The following is a 22,851-nucleotide window of genomic DNA, read 5'->3' on the forward strand; positions in this document are numbered from 1 at the left end:
AAGGAGGAAATATGAAACCTAGATCAGTAGAATTAGTAGCAAGCCCAGGACAACCACATTTTGTTGGAGATGGGTTTAGAGTACATAATTTCATTCCAAGCGGGTTCCGCATGGATATGCAGCGGATGGATCCATTCATCATGTTGGATTACAATTCCAAATTCCATTTCCCTGCTTCTTCCAGACCAAAAGGAGTGGGAGTACATCCGCATAGAGGGTTTGAAACGGTGACGATTGCCTACAAAGGGAAAGTACAGCATCATGATAGTAGTGGTGGTGGAGGTATTATCGACGAAGGAGATATTCAGTGGATGACAGCTGCTTCTGGAGTACTTCATAAGGAGTTTCATGAAGAAGAATGGAGCAAAAAAGGTGGTGAATTCCAGATGGTTCAGTTGTGGGTAAATCTGCCAGCCAAGGATAAGATGAGCACTCCAAAGTATCAAGCTATCAAAAATGATTCAATTCCAAGAGTTCAATTGGGTTCAAAGGGAAGTGAAATAGAAGTCATAGCAGGAGAGTTTGAAAGTGTAAAAGGAGTAGCTTCAACTTTTACTCCAATCAACATGTGGAATGCTCATTTGAAGGAAGGAGCTGAAGTGAAATTGAATTTTCCGTCAAATTTCAATACTGTTTTATTGGTGATCGAGGGAGAAATAGAAGTGAATGGCACCGACAAAGCTCCAACAGATCACTTGGTGTTGATGGCAAACGATGGTGAAGAATTCTCAGTAAAAGCAAGCCAGGATTCAAAAGTGTTGGTTTTGAGTGGAGAACCTATCAATGAGCCAATTGCTGCCCATGGACCTTTTGTGATGAATACTCGACAGGAGTTGATGGAAGCATTCAATGACTTCAATGAAGGCAAATTTGGGTACTTAGAGGATTAAGTACAAAGCGGCTTTCTTCTTCGGTGGGAAGTCGCTATTTTTTTGTCTAAATACGAGAACATTTGAAAATCATATTACTGAATAAAATTAGAGCCAATAGAATTCTTCAAATACAATTACATCTATGAAATCCAAAAATGATCTCAATCATACGTTATTCGAAATAGGTCAAGTTTTTATAAAAAAAGAAGGAGATTATGAAAACTTAAAATTCGCTGTAGATCGGTATAAACAATTGATGTATGACTTATTGGGGTTGGATTTGGAAGATGAGAGAAATCGTGAAAATCTGTCCACTGAAACTGGAGTTGCCATTGGGCCAACTTGGGCAGCGATGTGTTTGGATGACATCACAAGAACCCAAAAGTTTGTAAAGGGGATTTTTGAGGCAGTTGAAGAACTACTTTCAAAGAGAAAAGATTCGAGGCCTATCCATATTCTTTATGCAGGTACGGGGCCTTATGCGACCTTGATTTTACCTGTTTTGGCGAGCTATTCTGAGAAAGAAGTGAAAGTCACTCTTGTTGAAATAAATCCTGACAGTTTTGATCATGTTATTCATGTTTTCAAAAAACTCGGATTTGAAGGATATCTTCGGGATACTCTTCAGGTAGATGCTACAAAATACCAATTCTCGAAAGAAATTGAAATCGATATCGTAATTAGCGAAACCATGCAACGGGCTTTGGATACCGAGTGCCAGGTTCCCATTTACTTAAACCTTCAACACCAATTTGGGGACGATATATTATTCATTCCTCAGCAAGTAGTTTTGTCTTTTGGTCAGTCTCAACCCTCATCTAGCTTCGACTCTACACCATTGTTTGAATACGAGTCGTTATCCTCTGTTTTTACTCTTAATAATAATACGAAAAGAGACTTTTTAAATGAGGAATATTCAATAGATAAGGAAAGTCAGTTCAAGAAAGTGAGTAAAAATTTTTCAAGTCAAAAGTTCTCGGATGTGGTGCTACCTGTGATCTTAACTGAAATTCAAGTGTTTAAAAATAACTGGATAAAAACAAACGAAAGTGGATTGACTATTCCGAAAATAGTAAGCTTGGATTTAAAAGGATTAAGTGATTTTACATTGGAATTTCACTATGAAATCTCTGATAATCCCCATCTAAATATTTCGATCTCTCAGTAGTATTGGTTGTAAATCAAAGGGTTATAAAGTTGGTGCTTTCTATCGATTTCCAAGAAATTTGAAATTTTTTGAATTTTATTTATTAGTTTTTTATACTATAAAGATCATTTTTAATTATTTAAAAAACTAAGTTTTATATATAAAATCATTTGACTCGAATTTACGTGTAAATACGTATTTTATTCGATAATAAAATGATATAATTTTGTGATAATCAATCATTTCTGAATTTTTCTAAATACTCTTTTGTTTTGTATGTTGCTGATTTTCACAGGTTATAGGAAAAGGTAGTCTATTTTTATTTTTGATTACTTATTATTTAGGATTTAAGCTTGTGAGATAAGCCTTTCATGTTTTTGATCAAGAGTATTTGGGATACAAACCAAAAATAACTCATGACAGAAAATCAGAATTTAGGTGGATTTGATATGGTGTTGGGGCTTTCCCAATCCACTATCAATTTCCAGTTTTATAAACTTTTTCAAAGGAAGTTTATAAAGAACAATTGGCTAGTCCTAGTGGGAAATGTATTGAAGCCCACTCCAGGTGAAAAGCCAGTTATCATTGATGGGAGCGATCCGGAATTCAAGTCAAAATTGAATGAATGGATTTCAATTCAAAACCAGATTGCGGAGGCTAAAAATGCCGGGCAATGGTCCGAAATTGGAAAATTAATAGATTCCTTAAAGTCCAAAGGATTAAACTTTGATTATGCTTGGGATAGTCTATTGGATTCTCCAACCATTGAAATAATTAGTAAGGATACTCAGAATCTATATTTCAGTTTGGCCTTTGCTTCTGGTAAATTGTATTTCCGTCCAGATGACACTTCGGCTGTTAGTCCCTATGACCTTGCAGGTTGTGTTTACGTTTTTAAAGTTCCAATTGGGAGCCTCAAGGTCACCAAAGATCAGATGATCATGGAGGCAGATGATGAAATGGAATCTATTATCAAGGAGTCTGGACTGACTGAAGCAGACTTTAGAATAGAAAGCCTGTTTTTGAATTTTGAAAATGCCAATATTTCGACATTTGATCAAAGCCGTAGTAAGCTCCCTGAAGGTGCTACAACGCCTTTGCAGATAGCTATTGAGAATTTCTTCAATTTGACAATCAAAGGAAGCGATAACCCATATATTTTAGGATATGGTGTGACTCAACCTGATGTCAAAAGCGATCAAGCTTTGTTTAGACCTACTTCACTTGATTATTCCACTTCTTTCAGTGATAAAAAAGTTGGAACAAGTCCTTCTCCTGGCAAATTTAGTGCATTCAATTTTTTAATGATGCTAAATGATCAAAATCCACCTACTGGACAGAATGCAGGTGTTTTGCCATCTAGTCTCATTGAATTGGGAGTAGATACAACAACTACCACTGACGGGGTATTCGCCATGAATTTTGACGCTTTTGATGAATATCTCCAATCTATGGATGCTTATGTAGTCAGCGTTTTTTCAGCTTTAGATGGAATTGAGGTAGAAAAAGGAAAGTTTCAAGATAAAGGTGGAAAGCATGTGATGATTGCAACAAATCATCGCAAGAAAAATGGGGATGATATTTACACTACCTACACTGTAACCAGAGGAGGAATCCAAAGTGTCAGTGGAGGGTTGAAAATAGACTACTCCATTGCTATTCATATCAAAGTTGTAGTCCATATTTTATTCGTAGACTACAAAGTGAATCTTTCAACTTCGGGAACTTATAAGTATGCCGAATTGGACAAAAAAGGAAAAGAAGGAAGTCTCTCATTCTTGATCTCAAGTGGTGCCACTGGTAAGTTTAATCTGGATCCGGACTTTAAAGAACCAATTATAGCTTTTGACGATAATCCTTCAATTTTTGGAAATGATGTGTGGGAAACCATAGCCACTATTTTCAGATTGATTTTTATGTGGCCACTAGAAATAGTGCATGGTATAGTCCAACAAATCGCAGATGATTTGGGACGAGATGGAGTGAAAATCGAGAACAAAAAGATAGAAGCACTCAAAAACTTGGACGTCCTTAACCAAACAAACAAGGTGATCCTTCCTCTAGGGAAAACTTACACCTATAAGAATTTGCGATATGTTCAGAATGAATCTTTAATCGCTTATGATATCTCTTATGCCCCTGTTACTGAATAAAATCACACATTATGGAAAATCTACAAGATAACATCGTTACTAAAGAAGATAATGTCAGTGTTAGCTTTCATAGTGAGCTAATGAATAATTATTTCCCTGAATCAACAATAGAAAATACAGGTGAGATTAGGACATTAATGGTGGGAGAGGATCAACCATTGATTTTTTACCAAGATTCTAAAGGGCTATTGAATGCAATCCTTCGGCAAGAAGGTACTGAGTCAGGATGGCTGCCATTTGAACTTTCAAAAGACGAAGTCAAGTCTTACGAATTCGAATACAACACAGAAAATGATAGATTTCAAATTGCTAAAGTGGAAGGGAATCAGGTTTGGGTTTCTCAATCATTAAATATTTCTGGGACAAATTTTGAAAAGCTCGGAGATATCTTGACTTGGAAAAGTCTCAGTGCAAATACCGGAACAGAAATCATTGAAAAGGTTTCTATAGGAACCAAACATGTACTTTTCGGAACCTCTGAAAAAGGAAAAGACGCACTTTATTATTTAGCAGAGCTAAGTACCCTTGAAGCCAAATCCTATACTTTTCCCGAAAATGCGAAATCAATTATTCAGTTTGAATTGGGAAATTATGACTATTCTAATGGGGTCTTCTTTCTTTATGGATTAGGCAGTGAAAGAACCATGCTTTATCAATCCTTTCCCGATCCCAAATATCCGGATAATACGACTAAAGCCAGATTTTTAGGCGATGATAATTTCAACGGCTTTGCCTTGATGGAGTCAGATGGTGGAAATGATACTTTATATGCTGTAGGAAGTCAAGTGAATGAGTTTAAAGGCCCTGAGGGGTCTAGTGCGGATGGAACTCACGTGGTCCTTCCTGGTACCTACCAAAACTCGCAAAAAATCCGGGTGGCCTTCTTTGAAGGGGAAAAGTCTGTTTGGGTACTGGATGATGCTGGTCTTCAATACCAAACCAATCGTTTTTTTGACCAAACTACCCAGGAATTTTCAGTAGGGAAATCTTGGACAGCACCTCTATTGATGGTGGAGGGAGCTTCCCAATTTAGCTGTGCCAAAGGAAAAGGTGTTAGAAATCAACTCTATGCTATCAGCACTGAGTATGGAAGTGAGTTAACTAGATTATGGCAGGATAGCGTCACCACCTTATGGAATACTAATAAAGTGGCCTTGTCTAACTTGGATAAATTGAAAGAAGTAGAGTCATATTCAGCTCAGGTTCGGTTCAATACAAGTCTTAACCTAAAATCGTTTAGTGGCCAGAAAGTTTATTTAAGTTCAGAATCCAACCTGTTTATTTATGTGGACAACAAAAGTTATCATTTAGGTCCTGACCATCAGGTAGCGATTCCACTTGGGTTGATCCCGCAGTTTACCATTATCTGCCCTGTCGATGAACTTGGGGCTTCCAATATTACTATGAGTGCTGATTTCCTTCAAAATGATCAAGTCATAGATCTAACAGGTAAGGTGTATGACCGGCTTCAAAATAAAATTGATACTGGAAATGGGCTTGTTGGTGCCAAAAAGCAGAATGGAAAAAATTTAATCCCTAAGGGTGTGAGCGATTCTACTGTAAAATCGGCTCAGGAGGGTATTTCCAAGATGATTGGTGTAGCAAAAGATATCAGGAACAATAACAGTTCTTCTTTTCAAACTACCTCTTTTTCAGTTGGTGGAGCTGCAACTTCTGGAGTTTCAGCCAGTTCATTGACAATATCAGCTTCTGATTTTGGACATTCGCTTGGTGATTTTTTGCATTCTATCTGGACCAAAACAAAAGAAGCCTTTGAGTTCATCATGGAAAAGGTGAAAGATGGTTTCAAGTTCGTGATCAAAATCGGCGAGAAGGTGTTCAATTGGATCGTGAAAACCATTCGAGAAGTTGGAGGATTTATTCAGAAAGTGTTCCATGCCATTGAAGTCTTTTTCAAAGATCTATTTGAATTTTTGGCCTTCCTTTTCCAGTGGGATGATATAATCGAAACTAAAAGAGCCTACAAAGGCTTTGTAAAAAATGCTGTGAAAGGTCTTGGAAATGAAATAGGAGCGATTCGAAAATATATTGACGCTACCCTAGATGCTGAGATTGCTAAGTTTGATCCCAAAAATGTTGGTATACCTGATGAATTGAACGATAAGGTAAATGTGAATGAAGCTCCCAAAGAGTCAAAACCTGATCCGAGAGCAAATTGGCTGGATTCCAAAAAGCAATATATCAGTCAAGGAAAAGAAGGTGAAGTCAATCAGAAGATGCCAACTGAATTTTCAGATGTTTTCGAACAGTTTATTCAGAAGCTAACTCCGATATTTCAAGAAACTGGCACTCAACTACTGGATCAAATGAAACTCGTTGGTAGTGCATTTTCAGATGTCATAAATGGGAAAATGACCTTTGTGGATTTTTTAAAATTCGCCTTGGATCGGCTCGCTGTAGCGGGTTTGACCTTACTCAAAGCCTTGGTTGACATTATCCTTGAAACCTTGGAAATGCTGATAAAAGTCGCCGAGGTTGGTATGAACAAGGAGTGGAATATTCCAATCATATCTTCACTTTATAAAAAGATTTCTGGGGGAGACCCATTGACTTTTCTGGACGCTATGTGTCTACTAGTGGCGATTCCAAGCACCATTCTTTTCAAAATCGGAGAAGGCAAAGCTCCTTTTGCTTCCAAAGAAATAAAAGATGCTTTTGTCAATTCAGGAACCAAAGTTTTTCAATTAAATCTAAACTAATCAATCATGAGTGTAGAAGATGAAATCCAAAAAATAATGGACTTTGCCAGCGTTGGCTTGACAAGTCTAGATGTGTTGTTTTTTCCGATTCAGCAGATAGCTGATTCCACCGAAACAGATATTGGTGTGGTAGGAACAGCTTCGAAAATTTTGACCGGCGCTGGAGTAGTATCTGTGATGGGATCTATGGGGATGCTTTATCATAAATACGTCGATATTCCCCCGATTATTAAGTGGCTTTTGGTTCCGCTTATCTTACTCCATGTAGGTGCATTATTAGTACTCTTTGGTTTATTGGGTTTCGGGAAAACAAAATTGATCAAAGGGGTGGAATTTGGGATAAAATACGTGATGCCATTCCTTTATAGCTTCGTTGGAGTTCTAATTATACCCTTTATGGTCTATAGAAAAGAGGTTACCATGAATTATATCGGAAAAGTGATTTATTACCTGCCCGCAGGTTTGGGAGTGCCCCCGATCAATAAAAGCCCCTATTATGCCATAGTCATTTTGGTAAGAGCCGGCGGTTTGATTAGCTCTCTGGCTGGTCAGATTATCGAACTTGCAAGTGGAGATTCTACCGAGACAAAAGAAATATCATCAGGAGACAACCAAACAATTAGTCTTACTTAATGTTATAGTAATTAATTAAGGTCTATCATAATCAAACAGCCTTTGATTTCTGGTCAAAGGCTGTTTCTTTTATTTATACCATCGGGCTTTGTAGACCTTCATATCTGGGAATGGTATCTTTTTCTCAGGTTGATGAAAACTAACATGAAAAGTCCACCAACTTTCCTCCGGAACTGTGTAGATGAACTGCCCAGAACCATTATCTCCGACACTTTTGATATTTTCAGCTTGAGGGAAATCTTTGATTTTTTTGAATTCTCCTGACTTTAAATTAAAGGTCCAAGCACCATGATGTTCTGTCATAAAGAATTTTTTTCTGTCATTTGAAAGAAATAAATCGTGCCCTCCTTCACCGGGGATTTTCCAAGTTTTCTCCAGTTTCAGTTCATTGGGATTCGGGAAAGAATAGGCTCTCAAAACATCATATCCCAAAGCATACAATAGCTTTTGTTCCTTTACCCAAACTACTCCATGGGCGGAATAGAGACTGTCTTCGAACAATACCTGGTCTGGATTGTCCAAATCAAAAACCATGATTTTATTTCCCTTATCGTTAGTTGAAGCTGCAGCTATTATTCGATTGTGGGGAAGGAGTTCAATGGAATGAGCATTTGGCACATTCGCCACAAATTCAACTTTTCTAGTTTTGCTATCCAAAAGAGCTATCGCGCTAGAGGAGGAAGAAACGAGAATCTGTTTCCCATTATTGACTGCTTTGCAATCATCCAATGTTCGAAATCTTCTTTTCTGTTCTTCTGATAAATCAGCTGCCTGACTGGCATCCCATTCCCAGATGATAGAAGCTTTTTCTTCAGTTGATTTTTGGTAATCTACTAATAGCAATTTGGTGTCTCCGCAAACCAGAAATTGGGATTTTTGAGCTTTTAAACTTCCAAAGCTCATTAGGTTCAAAACAAAAATCAGAAATGCAAAACGTGTTTTCATGAATGAGTAGATTTATTCGATTTCAAAAACAGCCTTAACAGGTAGGTGATCGGAAGCGTAGGTTTCAGAAATTACTTCATGGGAAACCACATTCAATCCTTTTCCTTCTGAATAAAGGATAAAATCTATCGTCTTTTTGGGATTGATGACCGGGATAGTAGGAGGGCAGAAGTCAGGGCAGCTTTGGGCAAGATAAGTTTCAAAAAGCTGAATTGCTGGGCTCTCAGGAGTGGAATTCATATCACCCATCAAAATCAAGGGAAGCTCGCTGCTTTTTAAAGTTTCTGTTATAGCTTTTGCCTGAACCAATGCAAGAGAGTCAGAGCTAAAATCCATGTGTGTGTTTGCGAAAAGAAGGGATTTCCCTTTTCCTAAATCGATAGTAGCCAATGAAAGGGTTCTTGGCTCTGTTCCTTCTTTGCCTGGAAGCGGAATGGTCTCCGTAAGACTCATTGGATATTTAGAAATGATGGCAGTTCCATATTCTCCACCTTGAAAATCAATTCCTTTAGAAAAATAGTAGTAGTCAAAACCAGCCAATTCAGCTAATTCCTTGGCCATATGAACGGACGAGCCCGAACGCTTTGTGAAAACGTCTACTTCTTGTAGTCCCACAATTTCAGCCTCACTTTCGATGATCACTTTTGCTATCGCTTTCAAGTCAATTGAGTCGGGAATGCTCGGTGGGTTGGAATGATGGATATTGTATGAAAGGACGGTTAATTGGTCAACTTTTTCTGGTAAAGGAGCATTTTGGCAAAAAGAAAGTCCTACACTGATAAATAGTGGGAGATAAATTGAAGAGAAAAGGTTCATTGATTAGAGTACTAATTGGGGGTTAATGAATGATGATTTCGGATTGAATGGGTAAATGGTCTGAAAGGAAATTGCCAATGAACACCTTCTTTTTAAAGGTTTTTTGAGAAAGTTCCTTGTCCACCAGAATGTAATCGATCTTTTTGGTTGGGTCTTTTTCTGGGAATGTCAGATCATCTTCTTCTTGGGTAAGTTGGAAGCGTTTGTTGAGTAATTCAATTTCAGGACTATCTGGCAATGTGTTGAAATCTCCTGTTAAAATGACAGGGAATTCTCCTTCTAAATATTCTAAAATCTGGGAGATTTGAGTCATCCTTGTAGCATGATCCAAAGCCAAATGTGCTGTGGCAAACCTTACAGTCTTTTCGTTACCCAATTGGATTTTTGCAGAAAGGAAAGCCAAAGTACTGGTGTCTCCATTAGATCGAATGCTTAAAATTCGCTCGTTTTTTACATCTTCCATAGGGTATTTAGAAAGAATTCCCAATCCATAAGCTCCTCCATCGTAGGCAAAGTGACGAGCAAATTGCGGATTCATTTTTGTGATCTGTGCCAAAATTTTTATCTGATTTTGCTTCCCAGACCGGTTGCAAACACTATCTACTTCTTGCAATCCAACTAAGTCTGCTTGACTTTTCAATATGAAATCTCCCATTTCCCGAATGGTTAACTTCTCTTCCTTTGTGGCGCCGTGATGGATATTATAACTCATCACTTTGAGGGTTTGAGCTTGTAAGGAAAGAATGGAAGCAAGGAAGATGTAGAAAAAGATGGGGACGATTCGTTTCATAAAGTTCTAGTTTAAAAATAAATTATAGCAAGTTCTAATTTATCAATATTAGGCTTAAAAGTATTTGCTGTGAGGAGATGTTTATTCAAGCGGTTCTTCATGTTTTTTACTATAGATAATTGAAAATCAATAGTTAAGATATTTTTAATTAATCTTTATGTTTAAAAGTGATAATCTGATTTTAAAAGTCAATGGTGACTCTTAAGATCAAATACCATAATAACACAAAATTCAAGTAACAGTCAGTTTACATGAATTACTGTACTTGCTTGGTATGGCAATTTTACTCTTGTTTCTAAGCTTCCTGAATCTTGATGAATCGGCTTTTCAATGGTCAAAATATGAGAGTCAAGCACTTCAGGATCCATTAAATACCTATCAAGAACTTACTTTACTTCTTGAAAAGTCCACTGATCTAAACCAGCTTGAACTCGGGCAGATCCAATCTTTGAGAGGGAAATTGCTTTTTGACTTTGGGCTGTATCAAGAAGCTACCCTTACACTTTATGAAGCCGAGGAATACCTTTCCCAAACTGATTGCGGCAAATGCTTAGCGATCAATCATAATTTTTTGGGAGAACTTTACTATCGGGTGAAAGGCCCCGATGAATCCCTTGAGAGACATCAAAAAGCTTTAAGTATATATGAAGCCAACAAAGACCAGAAAGGGTTTGCTCAAACCATGGGCTTCATTGGGACGATGTATGAAAAGCATGGTGATTACCCTGAAGCAATTCAAAGCCAATTTTCCGCATTGAGAGAATTGAAAGGATTTCCAGGTGATCGTTTGGAAGCATTCATTTTTGAAAATCTGGGAAGTATATATGAGGATTTGGAGATGTACGATTCCTCCAAATTCTATTTTTCAAAAGCACTTCAAATTAATCTTGATTTGAATGATAAAATCCATTTGCCTGGCAACTATAATAATCTTGGAGATATCGCTAGGAAGACGGGGGATTTGGAGGAAGGATTTAGACTGAGCCAAAAGGCCTTGGATCAAAGTCTTGAACTGGGTAGCCTTTCACAGCAAAAAAGTGCTCTAGTTGATTTATCAAAAACTTATGCTTTGCGAGGAGATTTCAATGAAGCCTATTTGATTTTGGATAAAGTCCGAAAGTTGGATGAGGAGATTTTTACAGAGGAAACGGCAAAACAGATTTCTATTCAGGAAGCTCAATATGATCTCCGAATTAAAAATGCTCAAATCCAGCAATTGGAGAAAGAAGCCACTTTTCAATCCCAATTTAGAACCTTGCTGGTCTTTCTACTCTTGCTGATCGTGGGAATCGCTTTGTTGATATTTAACAGACAAAAACTCAAAATCCGAACTGGCAAGGCATTGGTTGACCAGCAGGCAAAAACATTGCAGATCAAGGAACGTCTGATCGCAACTGAAAAAGAAAACATCAATTTGTTGGAAGCTCGGATGTCCTTAGAAGTGGAGTCTCAATCCAAAGCCTTGACAGCTCAAACAGTCCACCTTCTTGAAAAGAATCAGATGTTGGAAGAAATCCGACAAAAACTGAAGAAGGCCTTGGATGTAGATGTCAAAGATCAAAAGAAAAGAATCCGACACCTGATCAAGCAGATTGATTATAATTTTTCACAGGATACCGATTGGGAAGATTTCAAAAGCAGCTTTGAAAAGGTTCATCAGGATTTTTTTAGATCTATTTCCAAAAGCGGAATAGACCTTTCCCCGGCAGAAATGAAATTGGCCAGTTTGATCCGGATGAATTTAAGTTCTAAAGAGATCTCAGCGACCTTGGGGATTTCGCTAGAAAGCCTTCGGATTTCACGTTACAGACTCAGAAAGAAATTGGGACTTCAGAAAGGAGAAAGTCTTCAGAATTACATACTCTGTATATGATTCACAATTTGTTAACTCCATTTTAACTTTGTGTAAGTTGTTTTAAGTCAGATGTTTGTGATCTGTATTTGATTTTTTGTTTTCGTTTTGTTAACGCTTGATTTTTACCTTGTTGCCTAATTGATAACGCTTGTTCCTAGTCTGAGCTAGCCCTCCTCCCTAAAATTGTCCCAGCAAATAACCAACGCGAAATGCAGAAAAATTTTACAAAGTTTTTGAGTGTTGCTGGCTTGATTTCAAGCTTTGCCTGCAGCTCACCCAAGGAAGAAGTTGTCTCAGAAGAGGCAATGGAGCAACAGAAAATTCAACCGGTTTATGTGACTGACGAAGTGACTCACGATACCGATGATCCAGCTATTTGGATCAATCCGGAGGATCCTACAAAAAGTCTGATTGTAGGAACGGACAAAGACTCTTTGGGAGCTCTTTATGTATTCGATATCCAGGGAAAAATTATTGACTCTTTGGTTAGAAAAGGAATTCAACGTCCCAATAATGTAGACATCAGCTATGGCCTGCCTATGGGGGACAAAACTGTCGACTTTGCTGTAACTGGCGAGCGACTGACTTCAAAGCTTCGCTTTTATTCTTTGCCAGATATGACTGAGATCAATCCAGGAGGAATTGAGGTTTATGTCGGTCAAACAGGTCCTGAATACAAGGATTTGATGGGGGTAGCGACTTATAAAGATCCAGTAACCGGAAAAACCTATGTAATCGCTGGTAGGAAAAACGGTCCTACCGATGGAAGCTACCTGTGGCAATACGAAATGAAAGGTTCGATTGACGGAATTGAACTTGAGTTGGTTCGAAAGTTTGGTAACTATTCCGGCAACAAGGAAATCGAAGCAATTGCAGTTGATGCTGAGTTAGGTTTTATCTACTATTCTGACGAGGGGGTTGGCGTAAGAAAATACTATGCTGATCCAGAGAAAGGAAATGAGGAATTGGCACTTTTTGCCACAGAAGGTTTTACAAAAGATCATGAAGGGATCTCCATCTATAAAACAGGGGCACAAACAGGATATATTCTAGTTTCCGATCAGGAAGCCAACTTGTTTCATGTATTTCCCAGAGAAGGAGAGGCCTCCAATTCAAATAGACATCCTTTGATCACCAAACTTCCACTAAGCACGATTTCTAGCGACGGATCTGAAGTCACCAACCAGGCTTTGGGAGCTGAATTTCCAAAAGGGCTATTTGTAGCCATGTCCGACGACAAGACTTTCCAAATCTACAACTGGGAGGATCTTGAAAAAGCAATTAAAAAATAATCCATCTCAATGTTAACAATCATGAAAAGAAGTTTTCTAATGATCTGTGCTTTTCTAGTCGCAACGTTGACAGGGATGGCACAAGGAGTCCTGAAAGGGAAAGTTGTCGATAATCAAAATTTATCCTTGCCAGGTGCAAGTGTGCTTTTGAAAGGGACTGCCAAAGGTGCAGTGACTGATCAGAATGGTGAATTCATTCTCTTGAATTTGGAAGAAGGTTCCTATAATGTATTGGTGAGCTACATCGGGTATGGAAGTAAAGAAAAAACTGTTCAGATTCAGAATTCAAAAACTACCGAGGTTGAATTTGAAATGGAAGAGGCTGCCATTGAAGGAACGGGTATTGTCATATTCGGAGATAGATTGAAAGGCCAAGCCAAAGCTCTAAATCAGCAAAAGAACAATGCAAATATCACCAATGTGGTTTCTTCTGATCAGATCGGTAGATTTCCTGATGCCAATGTAGGGGATGCTTTGAAACGAATTCCAGGCATCACCATGCAGAATGATCAGGGTGAAGCCAGAAATATTGTCATCCGAGGAATGGCTCCCCAGTTAAACTCTGTGACTTTGAATGGCGAGCGTATCCCCTCTGCTGAAGGTGACAATAGAAATGTGCAGATGGACTTGATTCCATCAGATATGATCCAGACCATTGAGGTAAACAAGGCTGTTTTGCCAAGTATGGATGCGGATGCGATCGGTGGTTCGGTTAACTTGGTGACAAGACAGGCACCCAATGGATTGAGAATTTCTGGTACGGCTGCCTCAGGAGTGAATATGCTGTCCAATAAGCCCATTTGGACAGGCGCTTTGGTGATTGGAAACCGCTTTTTGAATGACAAACTTGGCGTGATCCTTTCTGGCTCTTACAACAATCACAACTTTGGCTCAGATAACATTGAAGCCGTATGGTATAACTCAGACAATGGGGTTGTATTGGAGGAATTTGATATCAGAGAATATCGCGTTCAACGTGTAAGACGCTCGGCAACTTTGGCTTTGGACTATGAATTTAGTGCCAATCACAAACTTTATGTTTCTGGAATGTATAATCACAGGGATGATTGGGAGAACAGATTCAGAATGAGAGTAAGCCAATTGGATGATTCATTTGATGATGGTGATTTCACGCAAGTCTCCTCAGGAGTATATCAGACTGCAGGGAGAGTAGAATTTGAAACGAAAGGTGGCTTGGACAGCAAAAGGAACAAGGCTGCCCGATTGGAAGATCAGCGAGTTTACAATCTGACTTTGGGCGGGGATCACCTGTTCAATAAATTGAAGATGGACTGGAGCATGACCTATGCAAAAGCTTCAGAAGAAAGACCTCATGAACGCTATACATCCTATCGTTCCAGCGGTCAAAATGTGACTGTGGATGTTTCTAATCCCGAAAAACCATTGGCGATTTTGACAGATATATCTGATAATATGGGAATCGGATTCAATGGACTTTCTGAACAGTATGGCTATACCTATGATGAAGATTTGAATGCAAAAGTTGACTTTAAACTTCCATATTCTGACAAAGGTATTCTTCAATTCGGAGCTAGATATAGAGGCAAAAACAAGGATAGAAACAACAACTATTTCGAATATGAGCCATTGGATGAGGAAGCTTTTGGTGCTACCATCGGAGATGTAACGAATATCAATGTCTCAGATAGAAACTTCCTGGCTGGTTCTCAATATGCAGCTGGAACATTTGTAGATCCAAACTTCTTGGGTAATCTGGATTTCAAAAATTCCTCTTTGTTTGAGGAGTCCGATATTTTGGAGGAATATGTTCCTGGAAACTTCAATGCAAAGGAGTCAATCACTGGAGGATATGTGATGGCAGATCATCAATTGAGCAGTAAATTGGCTGTAATTGGAGGATTGAGATTAGAGCTTACTTCCATCGATTATGTTGGAAATATTTTTGACATCGATAATGAGACTGTTTCAAGAGCTGAGGGAAGTCAAAACTATACCAATGTGATGCCTGGTCTACATTTCAAATACGATGCGAACTCCAATACAATTTTGAGATTTGCTTGGACCAATACCATTGCCAGACCAAATTACTATGACTTGGTTCCTTATGCGGCTTTCAGTCCAGAAGATGAAGAATTAGAAAGAGGAAATCCAAATCTGAAGCCTTCCACATCCATGAACTTTGATCTGATGGCTGAAAGATATTATGACAATGTAGGTTTGTTCTCCGGGGGGCTTTTTTATAAGGATATTGATGATTTCGTGTACACGATTACTTCTCAAGGGTATACCGATCCTCAGTTCGGTTCTGACCTTCAATATTCCAGACCAGATAATGGTGGAACGGCTAGTGTATTTGGATTTGAAACTTCATTTCAGAGACAATTGCTGAAGAACTTTGGTGTGTACTTGAACTATACCTATACCCAATCAAGCACAACTGGTATTGAAGGTAGAGAGGGTGAAGATTTGGAATTGCCGGGTACGGCCAACCACATGTTCAATGCTTCTTTGTCTTATGAAAATAAGAAATGGGTTGTGAGAGTATCTCTGAACTATGCATCAGATTACTTGGATGAATTGGGTGGTGAAGGATTTGAGGATCGTTATTATGATCAGCAAACATTCTTGGATGTCAATGCTTCTTATGCGATCACACCTAAATGGAGAGTCTTTGCCGAAGGAAATAATCTGACCAATCAACCTTTGAGGTATTATCAGGGAATCCAGTCTAGAACCATGCAAGCTGAGTACTACAATGCAAGGTTCAACTTCGGGTTGAAGTTTGACTTGTTTAATTAATAATGAAAAAATAAGGTAGATTAAGAATAGAATTGTTTTGGAAAAGCAAGCTTCAATGAGGCTTGCTTTTCTTTTTGGTATTCAAATCAAAAAAGGTTGAATTAAAGTCTTAGTGTTAAGTTTCACGGGTTCCTTTAAAACTTAACACGGTTTTTTTAGAATAGGGAGAGGATTGTTTTAGTATTGCGCCCCGATTAAAAGCACCATCCCTTGAGTTTTATTTCTATTCTTGCCATCGCATCCTCCTTTTTAGCCCTATCAGAATTGATCGTTTGGATCTCCAAGAGAAAGTCGAAAAGGGATTTTTGAAAAAAAAGAGGAACTACAATTTGTGAAAGCTCCTCTTTATATTTTCAATTTTGCTTTTTTAACAAGTTAGGATTGAGTCACTTCTCGATTTCCATTAAATCTATCAAACTCCCATCAGCATTATAGACTTTCAATTCGAACTTATGGGAAGTCAATGCCACCACGCCATAATGAAACCCTCTAAAGTTTTTGGTGGAAAAATGAGGTCTTGCGGGGGCAAAATCCTCCAAATTTCCGCCCATTCCACCTAATTGGATATAATGGATTCCTTTTTCTTCATCCACCTGATCTTCAAAAAGTGGGAAAGTTCTCATATAGGTATGCAAATGACCAAAGAACATCACATCTACACCTTCCTGCTCCAATAATCTCAGAAGAGGCTGTAGCTTTCTATTTCCCCAAGTACTGGAACCTTCCCAAGTATTGCCATAATCATTTTCATCTGAAGAGTAGGGGGCATGATGCATCTGAACAAACTTCCAGTCTGCCTTATTTTGTTGGAGTTGAGTTTTTAGCCATTCATATTGTGCTCCACCAGGCTGCAATTCATCCATCTCGTTAGAGTTGAGTACATAAAAATCGCCAGGCCCATTGCTATAGCGGTAAGCTCCCAATTCATTGGCTTGAGGATGATAGTATTTGTACCAAAAAATATCTCCTTCGCCATTTCCTGCCACAGGAACGTGAGTTATTCTGGAGAAAAGGGCAGAAGATCCCGGAAAAAACTCTTGAGTCCATTCAAACTTATTATTTTCTTTTCCTCCATCGGTGATATCTCCCATATGGATCACAAAATCCACTCGCTCTTCCCAAAGCTTTTGTCCGATTTGCTCATTGACCCAGGGACGTGCTTCTGTATCAGATACAACCCCGAATAAGATCGGGTTTTCTGCCGGTTCTGGGGTCTTAAAAGTGAGTACTCCCGAATCAATTTCTTCACCAGCCTGATTTTTTCCCTTGATCTGATAAAAGTATTGAATCCCGGCTTTGAGACCTTTCAACTCAAAAGTCTGAACTCCCTCAGTTCCTGGAGCAGGACTGGGTTTGTTCATAAAAGGAATGCTTTCTCCAACCTGAATGAAGAGATTACTTTTTTCATTGGTCTCCACTGTAATATTCATGCTTTCAGCATCTGGTGCGTAGAGATAGGGTTCAGCAACAAAATGCAACTTTCCAGGTATCCTGATTCCTTCCTGAGTCCATTCTTGATGAGCCAAAAAGCTCTTTTGAATTTCAGATTCATTGGAAATATTTGCCTTGATAGCCAAATGTTTGATCCAGTGATCCAAGTTGAAATAGGGTTCCTGCTGTAGGTAAGATTGGATGTATAATTGATCGCTATTTGAAACTAAGTCTTGGGTTCTAATCAGTTTCCCATTCTCCCAAAATGTCCAGGTATTAGCTTGTCTTTGAATAACAAGATGAGTGAATCTCTTATTCCATTTTTGCTGGGAAGCAACAGCATTTCCTAGTTGCCATTGATGATTCCAAAGGCCCAGTAGAACTTGGTTACCAACAAACAACTCCAGTCCGATGGGCTCATTACCATGCTCGAAAAACCAAAACTCCATTTCGGAATTTCCCTCTGGCAAGTCAAATTGATATTGTTTGCTCAAAGGTTCGTTGATCCGATTGGGAAGGTAAATAGGGTTATGAACCTCAAAAGGTCTTAAGCTCAAACTATCTTGGAACAAAGGACTTGCTGCATTTCGGGGAAGTCCTGGATTTGGCCAAAGCCAAAGATCTAGATCCGATTGGGCAAGACTTGAAAAATGGATTAGAAAAATCCCTACAAGGAAAAGGAGTTTGCGCATTTTTTTACCGCGAATTAAAAGTTTGGATGTTGATTCAATGTTAAGAGCTATTGAATCTTTTGTCAATTTATAGGAATCTCGGGTTTTTCCTCAATTCAGGCTTAAAATTCAATGACCTCTAATTCAGATATTTTGATCCAGAAATCAGAAGAAGGCAAGTCATTGCTTAATTGTTTGAGGATTTTGAAAAATTGAATCAGCTCCTTGTTTTCGCCAGATTCAGGCATTTCCAAGGTCAAATTCTGATAGAGTTCCATTCGGTCTTTTCCAACCAATTGCTTTCCAAAATCTCCGGCATTTTTGATCCGGTAAAAATCCTGAATCACCAAACCAGCTTGATCTGCTCCCTCTAATTTAGAAATAGATTGTTTGTCTAATCCGAGTTGATTTATCAATTCCATCAAACTGGAATTTTGCAGCAACTCTGCCAGATCTTTTGGGAAATCCTCTTTTAGAAATCGGGTTTTGGTCAATTCTTCTAAATGTGCATTGGTGAAGTTCCAATAATTCTCAACGGATAAGATTTGACTATCCCAAAGTTTGGAAGGTTCATTTTTTTCAAGAAACTCATATTCTCTTTGGTACAAGTCAAAAAAGGATTTGAAGTCCTCAACTTGATTTAAAGTCTGGGTTTGAATCAAAAGGCTGTCTGCATCTACCCAGGACATCGTTTTGAATGCCGGAGGAAAAGCAGCTAATGAAGGCACTTGAATATTCACAAGCTTCTTTCCGTTTTCTCCTTTGAAGATTTCCGTATCATTCTGATGCATATGTCCTGCAAAATGAATCTGAATACCTGCATCTGAATAAGCTTGGGAAACTTGAGGCAAGGGTACTCGCGCCAATTGCATTTTATTCTCACCGAATAATTCCTTCATATCTGGCGTGCTTCCATTGTTGAAGTCCGCCAACGGATAGTGGCTGAATGAAATAAGTAATCTCCCCCTTTTATCTGCCTCTGTCCTTACTTTTTTGATCCAATCCAACTGATGCTTCTTGAGCTGGGAAGCTTGATTGAATCCGACGCTTGATCCTTTCCAATTATCGAAAGGAGATTGATTTTCGGAGCCAGTTTGCTGGTAAACATTCCCATCAATTGCCAAAAGCCAAAGTCCTTCCACAGGTTCTACAACATAACTCGCATCGGGTAGCTTTAAACCACTTTTTTCATCAATAAATTGTCGGGATTCCAGTATTGAATTGCTTTCAGCCTTTTTAAAAGAATAGGACTCATAATCGATTTCCTCAAAAGGATGAGTCCAGAAAATATCTTCAGGATGAGGGAAGAAACCATAGGGCTCCAAGGTGTTCATGATATCCGAATAGCCCCAGTAATTCAAAGAATCTGATAGGAAAGTATAGCCTTTTCCAAGCAAAAGACTGTCTCCGGTAATTCCAACCTCAGAACCATCCATGTTTAAGAAATCTCTTTTTCCGGCTTTTCCTCCAAAGGGTAAGACCGGATCATGGTTTCCTGTGGTGATAAAAAATCTCATCCCATAATTTCGAGAGTAAGAATCTAGGATTTTGGCCAATTTGCGAACATTCATAGGTTGTCCATCATCAGTGTAATCCCCCGGCAAAACCACCAACTTGATTTGTTGTTCAGCTAAGTTTTCCAATGCTTGGATTAGCGCGAAGTAATTCTCATTGAAAAGCCTTGTCGAGTTGATCTGAGCCCGCATGCTCCGGATAGTGGCGTTTGGTTGGCCATTATCCATGGAGATTCCCTGAAAAGAGTCTTTACCAAAATCACCGTAAACGTTTTGTAGATGGATGTCCGAAACGAAGGCGACTTTTGGTTTTAGACTTTGCTGTGCACAAAGGCTTGAAATATTACTCAGGCTGAATAGGAAGAAACAGGCAGCAAAGAAAAAGAAGGAAGGTGCTTTAAAAGGGGACTTCATGGTCGAAATAAACAAAATAAGGATTGACTAATCTTGATTTTTGGGATCAAATAATCATCAAAATGATTTATGTGAATGTTGCCAAATAGTAGGATGGATTAATAAACTATTAATTTTAAGCTTGAGAGGAATGTATAATCGAGTCCTTTTCTTAAATCATTATACTTTTGGCCATGAAAAAATCAGTACTTCTTAGTTTTTTACTTTCAATCCTATTTAGTGTAGGTCTGTTTGCCCAGAGTTCATTTAAAATCCATTCCCATAACGATTACCTTCAAAAAGTCCCTTTTTGGGATGCCTATTCAGGTGGAGCCCAATCCATTGAGGCAGATGTGATTTTAGAAAATGGCAAATTGACTGTTGCTCACGAAAAGGAAAGCATTGATCCCAACAAGACCTTGAGTTCGCTTTATTTTGAGCCGATTCAAAAAGGTCTTGCATTGGGTTTGATCGAAGAGATTGATTTTACGCTTTTGGTGGATTTAAAAACAGAAGCCTATTCCACCTTGGACAAAGTGATAGAGGAAGCTCAAAAGTTTGAATCGATTTTTTATTCCGATAGCAATCCAGAAGGGTTGAAATTGATTATTTCCGGAAGTCGTCCCAAAGTGGAGGATTATTCAAAATACCCTTCCTTTATAGAATTTGATTACCAAAGCAGAGATTTAGACGCTTCCCTTCCTTGGGACAAAATCGGGATGGTGAGTCTAAGTTTCAGATCTTTTTCTGTTTGGAATGGAAAAGGTAGAATCGTAGAATCTGAATTGAAGCCTATTGAAGAATTTGTGGCCAAGGTTCATTCATTTAACAAGCCAGTTCGCTTTTGGGCTACACCGGATAGCAAGACTTCCTGGAATGCATTCGCTATGATGGGAGTCGATTATATCAATACTGACGATCCGAAAGGCGCTTTCGATTACCTACAGGTTTATCGAAAAAATACGTTCACCCAAGCGGAAAGACATGACTTATACCAGCCGAAATTTATCTCGCAGCCCAATACTCCCAAGCAGATCATTTTGATGATCGGAGATGGAATGGGTTTGGCGCAAATTTCTGCAGGAATGGTCGGTAATGGCGGGCAACTAAACCTAGGGAATTTGAAACAAATGGCCTTGGTGAAAACCCATGCGGCGGATGATTTTACGACAGATTCAGCAGCTGGTGCTACGGCCTATGCCACAGGTGAGAAAACAAACAACCGTGCAATTGGAGTAGATCCCAATGGACAGATTTTGGCAAACCTTCCAGAGAAAATTCAGCCTTTGGGCTGGAATTCCGGTGTTGTGACTACTGATCAAATGACTGGCGCTACTCCTTCTTCTTTTTATGCGCATCATTCCGAAAGAGACGATTCAGCGATTTTAGCCTCCTGGCTTTCTAAAAGTCCATTGAATCTGTTCATTGGAGGTGGAAAGAAAACTTTCCAAACTGAAATGGAGAATTTAAAAAATTCAGGTTTTCAACTTGCTCAATCCGTAGAAGAAATCGAGAATTCTAGATCTGAAAAAGTCGGTTTTTTTGCCAGTCAAGATGGGATTCCTGCCATGCAGGATGGGAGAGGAGTTTTGTTTGATGAAAGTGTGGAGGCTGCTTTAGCATTTCTGAAAGAAAAGAATAAGCCTTTCTTTTTGATGGTGGAGTCCGGGATGATTGACTCGGGAGGACATGCCAATGATTCTGAAAAGATCGTCAGAGAAATGGTCAACTTCGATAAAGTAATTGGAGATGTAATCAAGTTTGCCGATGAAAATTCAGGGACTTTGGTTTTGGTTACCGCAGATCATGAAACAGGTGGGGTTGCTTTACCGCAGGGAAATGTAAAAAAAGGAGAAGTTGAACTTTCCTACTACAGCGATGACCATACTGGAATCATGGTACCATTGTTTGCTTATGGAGCTGGAAGCGAAGAGTTTTCAGGCATTATTGAAAATTCTGAAGTCCATCAAATTATCATGAAATTAATTCAAAGGAAATAAATTGGAATTGAAGAATCTAGACTGATTTTTGATTGGGTTTTATTTCATTTTAAAACTCTGATCATGTCTAGATTCTTTTTCTCTTTGGGCCTTTTAGCGGCCACATTTTTTATGTTTTCCAACCTTTCATTTGGACAAAGTGAAATCCTAAAGATTGAGAAAATTGCTCCAAATACATATCGTCACATTTCTTATTTGCAGACAGATTCTTTTGGAAAAGTGGAATGCAATGGGATGGTGGTCGTTTCGAATGGCGAGGCAATTGTCATCGATACACCGGTTGATGATGCCTCCTCCAAAGAATTGATTGAGTATGTGGAAGAGGAATTGAAAAGTAAAATTATAGCTGTGATTCCTACTCACTTTCATGAAGATTGTACAGGTGGACTTTTGGAATTTCAGGCTTCATGGATTCCATCTTATGCGAATATCATGACCCATAATTTGGCTGCTTCTCATCAGCTTCCTATTCCTCAGGAGCGATTTGATAAAACAAAAACATTCCATGTAGGAGGTGAAGAGTTACTGGTGGAATTTTTTGGAGAAGGACATACGATTGATAATGTAGTCGCCTACTTTCCCAAAGACCAGGTTCTTTTTGGGGGATGCATGATCAAAGCAAAGGGTGCAAGTGAAGGGTTTTTGGGAGATGCAAATGTGGAAGCTTGGCCTGTTACAGTTGCGAAAGTGAAGGAAAGATTCCCGGATTTGAAATTGGTAGTTCCGGGTCATGGACAAGCAGGAGGTGTAGAGTTATTGGATTATACAATCCAGCTTTTTGCCAAGGAAAACTAATACACTATCCTTCATTTTACCGCTTTTCAAATTCTTTTCTGCG

Annotated in this window: 15 protein-coding genes; 10 read left to right on the top strand and 5 right to left on the bottom strand. The window is 38.8% G+C overall.

Annotated elements, in window-relative coordinates:
• Nucleotides 1-11 precede the first annotated feature (11 nt).
• The 5 genes from BUF13_RS17490 to BUF13_RS17510 all read left to right on the top strand — a co-directional run bounded on the left by BUF13_RS17490 (nt 12) and on the right by BUF13_RS17510 (nt 7,525).
• The gene (locus BUF13_RS17490; protein ID WP_073573103.1) at nt 12-890 is read left to right on the top strand and encodes a pirin family protein; all 879 of its coding nucleotides are present in this window, start codon (nt 12-14) and stop codon (nt 888-890) included.
• Nucleotides 891-1,014: 124 nt separating this feature from the next.
• Nucleotides 1,015-2,040: an SAM-dependent methyltransferase gene (locus tag BUF13_RS17495; RefSeq protein WP_073573104.1), complete on the top strand. Its 1,026-nt coding sequence runs from the start codon at nt 1,015-1,017 to the stop codon at nt 2,038-2,040.
• Nucleotides 2,041-2,435: 395 nt separating this feature from the next.
• Nucleotides 2,436-4,172: a hypothetical protein gene (locus BUF13_RS17500; protein WP_073573105.1), complete on the top strand. Its 1,737-nt coding sequence runs from the start codon at nt 2,436-2,438 to the stop codon at nt 4,170-4,172.
• Between the two features lie 11 nt (nt 4,173-4,183).
• Nucleotides 4,184-6,892 carry a hypothetical protein gene (locus tag BUF13_RS17505; RefSeq protein WP_073573106.1) on the top strand — a complete coding sequence of 903 codons (2,709 nt, stop codon included), beginning with the start codon at nt 4,184-4,186 and terminating at the stop codon, nt 6,890-6,892.
• 6 nt (nt 6,893-6,898) lie between these two features.
• Nucleotides 6,899-7,525, top strand: a complete 627-nt coding sequence (locus BUF13_RS17510) for a hypothetical protein (protein WP_073573107.1) — start codon at nt 6,899-6,901, stop codon at nt 7,523-7,525.
• A 69-nt stretch (nt 7,526-7,594) separates the two neighbouring features.
• Here BUF13_RS17510 and BUF13_RS17515 read toward each other — a convergent pair whose 3' ends face one another.
• From BUF13_RS17515 to BUF13_RS17525, 3 genes are read right to left on the bottom strand one after another with little or no spacing between them, the layout of a single operon-like run.
• On the bottom strand, nt 7,595-8,470 hold the full coding sequence (locus BUF13_RS17515; protein ID WP_073573108.1) for a DUF6528 family protein: 876 nt from the start codon (nt 8,468-8,470) through the stop codon (nt 7,595-7,597).
• Nucleotides 8,471-8,482: 12 nt separating this feature from the next.
• The gene (locus tag BUF13_RS17520; RefSeq protein ID WP_073573109.1) at nt 8,483-9,286 is read right to left on the bottom strand and encodes an endonuclease/exonuclease/phosphatase family protein; all 804 of its coding nucleotides are present in this window, start codon (nt 9,284-9,286) and stop codon (nt 8,483-8,485) included.
• A gap of 22 nt (nt 9,287-9,308) precedes the next feature.
• The gene (locus tag BUF13_RS17525; protein ID WP_073573110.1) at nt 9,309-10,076 is read right to left on the bottom strand and encodes an endonuclease/exonuclease/phosphatase family protein; all 768 of its coding nucleotides are present in this window, start codon (nt 10,074-10,076) and stop codon (nt 9,309-9,311) included.
• Between the two features lie 274 nt (nt 10,077-10,350).
• Here BUF13_RS17525 and BUF13_RS17530 point away from each other — a divergent pair, with 274 nt between their 5' ends.
• The 3 genes from BUF13_RS17530 (at nt 10,351) to BUF13_RS17540 (ending at nt 16,004) form a co-directional block, all read left to right on the top strand.
• Nucleotides 10,351-11,949: a tetratricopeptide repeat protein gene (locus BUF13_RS17530; RefSeq protein ID WP_073573111.1), complete on the top strand. Its 1,599-nt coding sequence runs from the start codon at nt 10,351-10,353 to the stop codon at nt 11,947-11,949.
• 191 nt (nt 11,950-12,140) lie between these two features.
• Nucleotides 12,141-13,223, top strand: a complete 1,083-nt coding sequence (locus BUF13_RS17535) for a phytase (protein ID WP_073573112.1) — start codon at nt 12,141-12,143, stop codon at nt 13,221-13,223.
• A gap of 21 nt (nt 13,224-13,244) precedes the next feature.
• Nucleotides 13,245-16,004 (top strand): TonB-dependent receptor, encoded by a 2,760-nt coding sequence (locus BUF13_RS17540; protein WP_073573174.1) that lies wholly within the window; start codon nt 13,245-13,247, stop codon nt 16,002-16,004.
• Nucleotides 16,005-16,390: 386 nt separating this feature from the next.
• On the opposite strand, the gene BUF13_RS17545 is transcribed toward BUF13_RS17540, so the two are convergent.
• A complete protein-coding gene (locus tag BUF13_RS17545; protein ID WP_073573113.1) occupies nt 16,391-18,127 on the bottom strand; it encodes a metallophosphoesterase family protein in 1,737 nt (578 codons plus the stop codon).
• A gap of 101 nt (nt 18,128-18,228) precedes the next feature.
• Complete coding sequence (locus BUF13_RS17550) at nt 18,229-20,034, bottom strand: metallophosphoesterase family protein (protein WP_083586510.1); 1,806 nt, start codon at nt 20,032-20,034, stop codon at nt 18,229-18,231.
• A gap of 173 nt (nt 20,035-20,207) precedes the next feature.
• Between BUF13_RS17550 and BUF13_RS17555 the strand changes: the two genes are divergently transcribed.
• Entirely contained in the window at nt 20,208-22,013 is a 1,806-nt protein-coding gene (locus BUF13_RS17555) for an alkaline phosphatase (protein WP_083586511.1), read from the top strand.
• A 63-nt stretch (nt 22,014-22,076) separates the two neighbouring features.
• Entirely contained in the window at nt 22,077-22,808 is a 732-nt protein-coding gene (gene bla / locus BUF13_RS17560; protein ID WP_073573114.1) for a subclass B1 metallo-beta-lactamase, read from the top strand.
• The last annotated feature ends 43 nt before the right edge of the window (nt 22,809-22,851 follow it).

It is taken from the genome of Algoriphagus zhangzhouensis, from assembly GCF_900148515.1.
In the GTDB taxonomy this organism is placed as follows: Bacteria; Bacteroidota; Bacteroidia; order Cytophagales; family Cyclobacteriaceae; genus Algoriphagus; species Algoriphagus zhangzhouensis.

Coding starts and splice junctions, on each gene's coding strand:
- BUF13_RS17490 (WP_073573103.1), top strand. CDS start 12: ATGAAACCTAGATCAGTAGAATTAGTAGCAAGCCCAGGACAACCACAT.
- BUF13_RS17495 (WP_073573104.1), top strand. CDS start 1,015: ATGAAATCCAAAAATGATCTCAATCATACGTTATTCGAAATAGGTCAA.
- BUF13_RS17500 (WP_073573105.1), top strand. CDS start 2,436: ATGACAGAAAATCAGAATTTAGGTGGATTTGATATGGTGTTGGGGCTT.
- BUF13_RS17505 (WP_073573106.1), top strand. CDS start 4,184: ATGGAAAATCTACAAGATAACATCGTTACTAAAGAAGATAATGTCAGT.
- BUF13_RS17510 (WP_073573107.1), top strand. CDS start 6,899: ATGAGTGTAGAAGATGAAATCCAAAAAATAATGGACTTTGCCAGCGTT.
- BUF13_RS17515 (WP_073573108.1), bottom strand. CDS start 8,470: ATGAAAACACGTTTTGCATTTCTGATTTTTGTTTTGAACCTAATGAGC.
- BUF13_RS17520 (WP_073573109.1), bottom strand. CDS start 9,286: ATGAACCTTTTCTCTTCAATTTATCTCCCACTATTTATCAGTGTAGGA.
- BUF13_RS17525 (WP_073573110.1), bottom strand. CDS start 10,076: ATGAAACGAATCGTCCCCATCTTTTTCTACATCTTCCTTGCTTCCATT.
- BUF13_RS17530 (WP_073573111.1), top strand. CDS start 10,351: ATGGCAATTTTACTCTTGTTTCTAAGCTTCCTGAATCTTGATGAATCG.
- BUF13_RS17535 (WP_073573112.1), top strand. CDS start 12,141: ATGCAGAAAAATTTTACAAAGTTTTTGAGTGTTGCTGGCTTGATTTCA.
- BUF13_RS17540 (WP_073573174.1), top strand. CDS start 13,245: ATGAAAAGAAGTTTTCTAATGATCTGTGCTTTTCTAGTCGCAACGTTG.
- BUF13_RS17545 (WP_073573113.1), bottom strand. CDS start 18,127: ATGCGCAAACTCCTTTTCCTTGTAGGGATTTTTCTAATCCATTTTTCA.
- BUF13_RS17550 (WP_083586510.1), bottom strand. CDS start 20,034: ATGAAGTCCCCTTTTAAAGCACCTTCCTTCTTTTTCTTTGCTGCCTGT.
- BUF13_RS17555 (WP_083586511.1), top strand. CDS start 20,208: ATGAAAAAATCAGTACTTCTTAGTTTTTTACTTTCAATCCTATTTAGT.
- bla (WP_073573114.1), top strand. CDS start 22,077: ATGTCTAGATTCTTTTTCTCTTTGGGCCTTTTAGCGGCCACATTTTTT.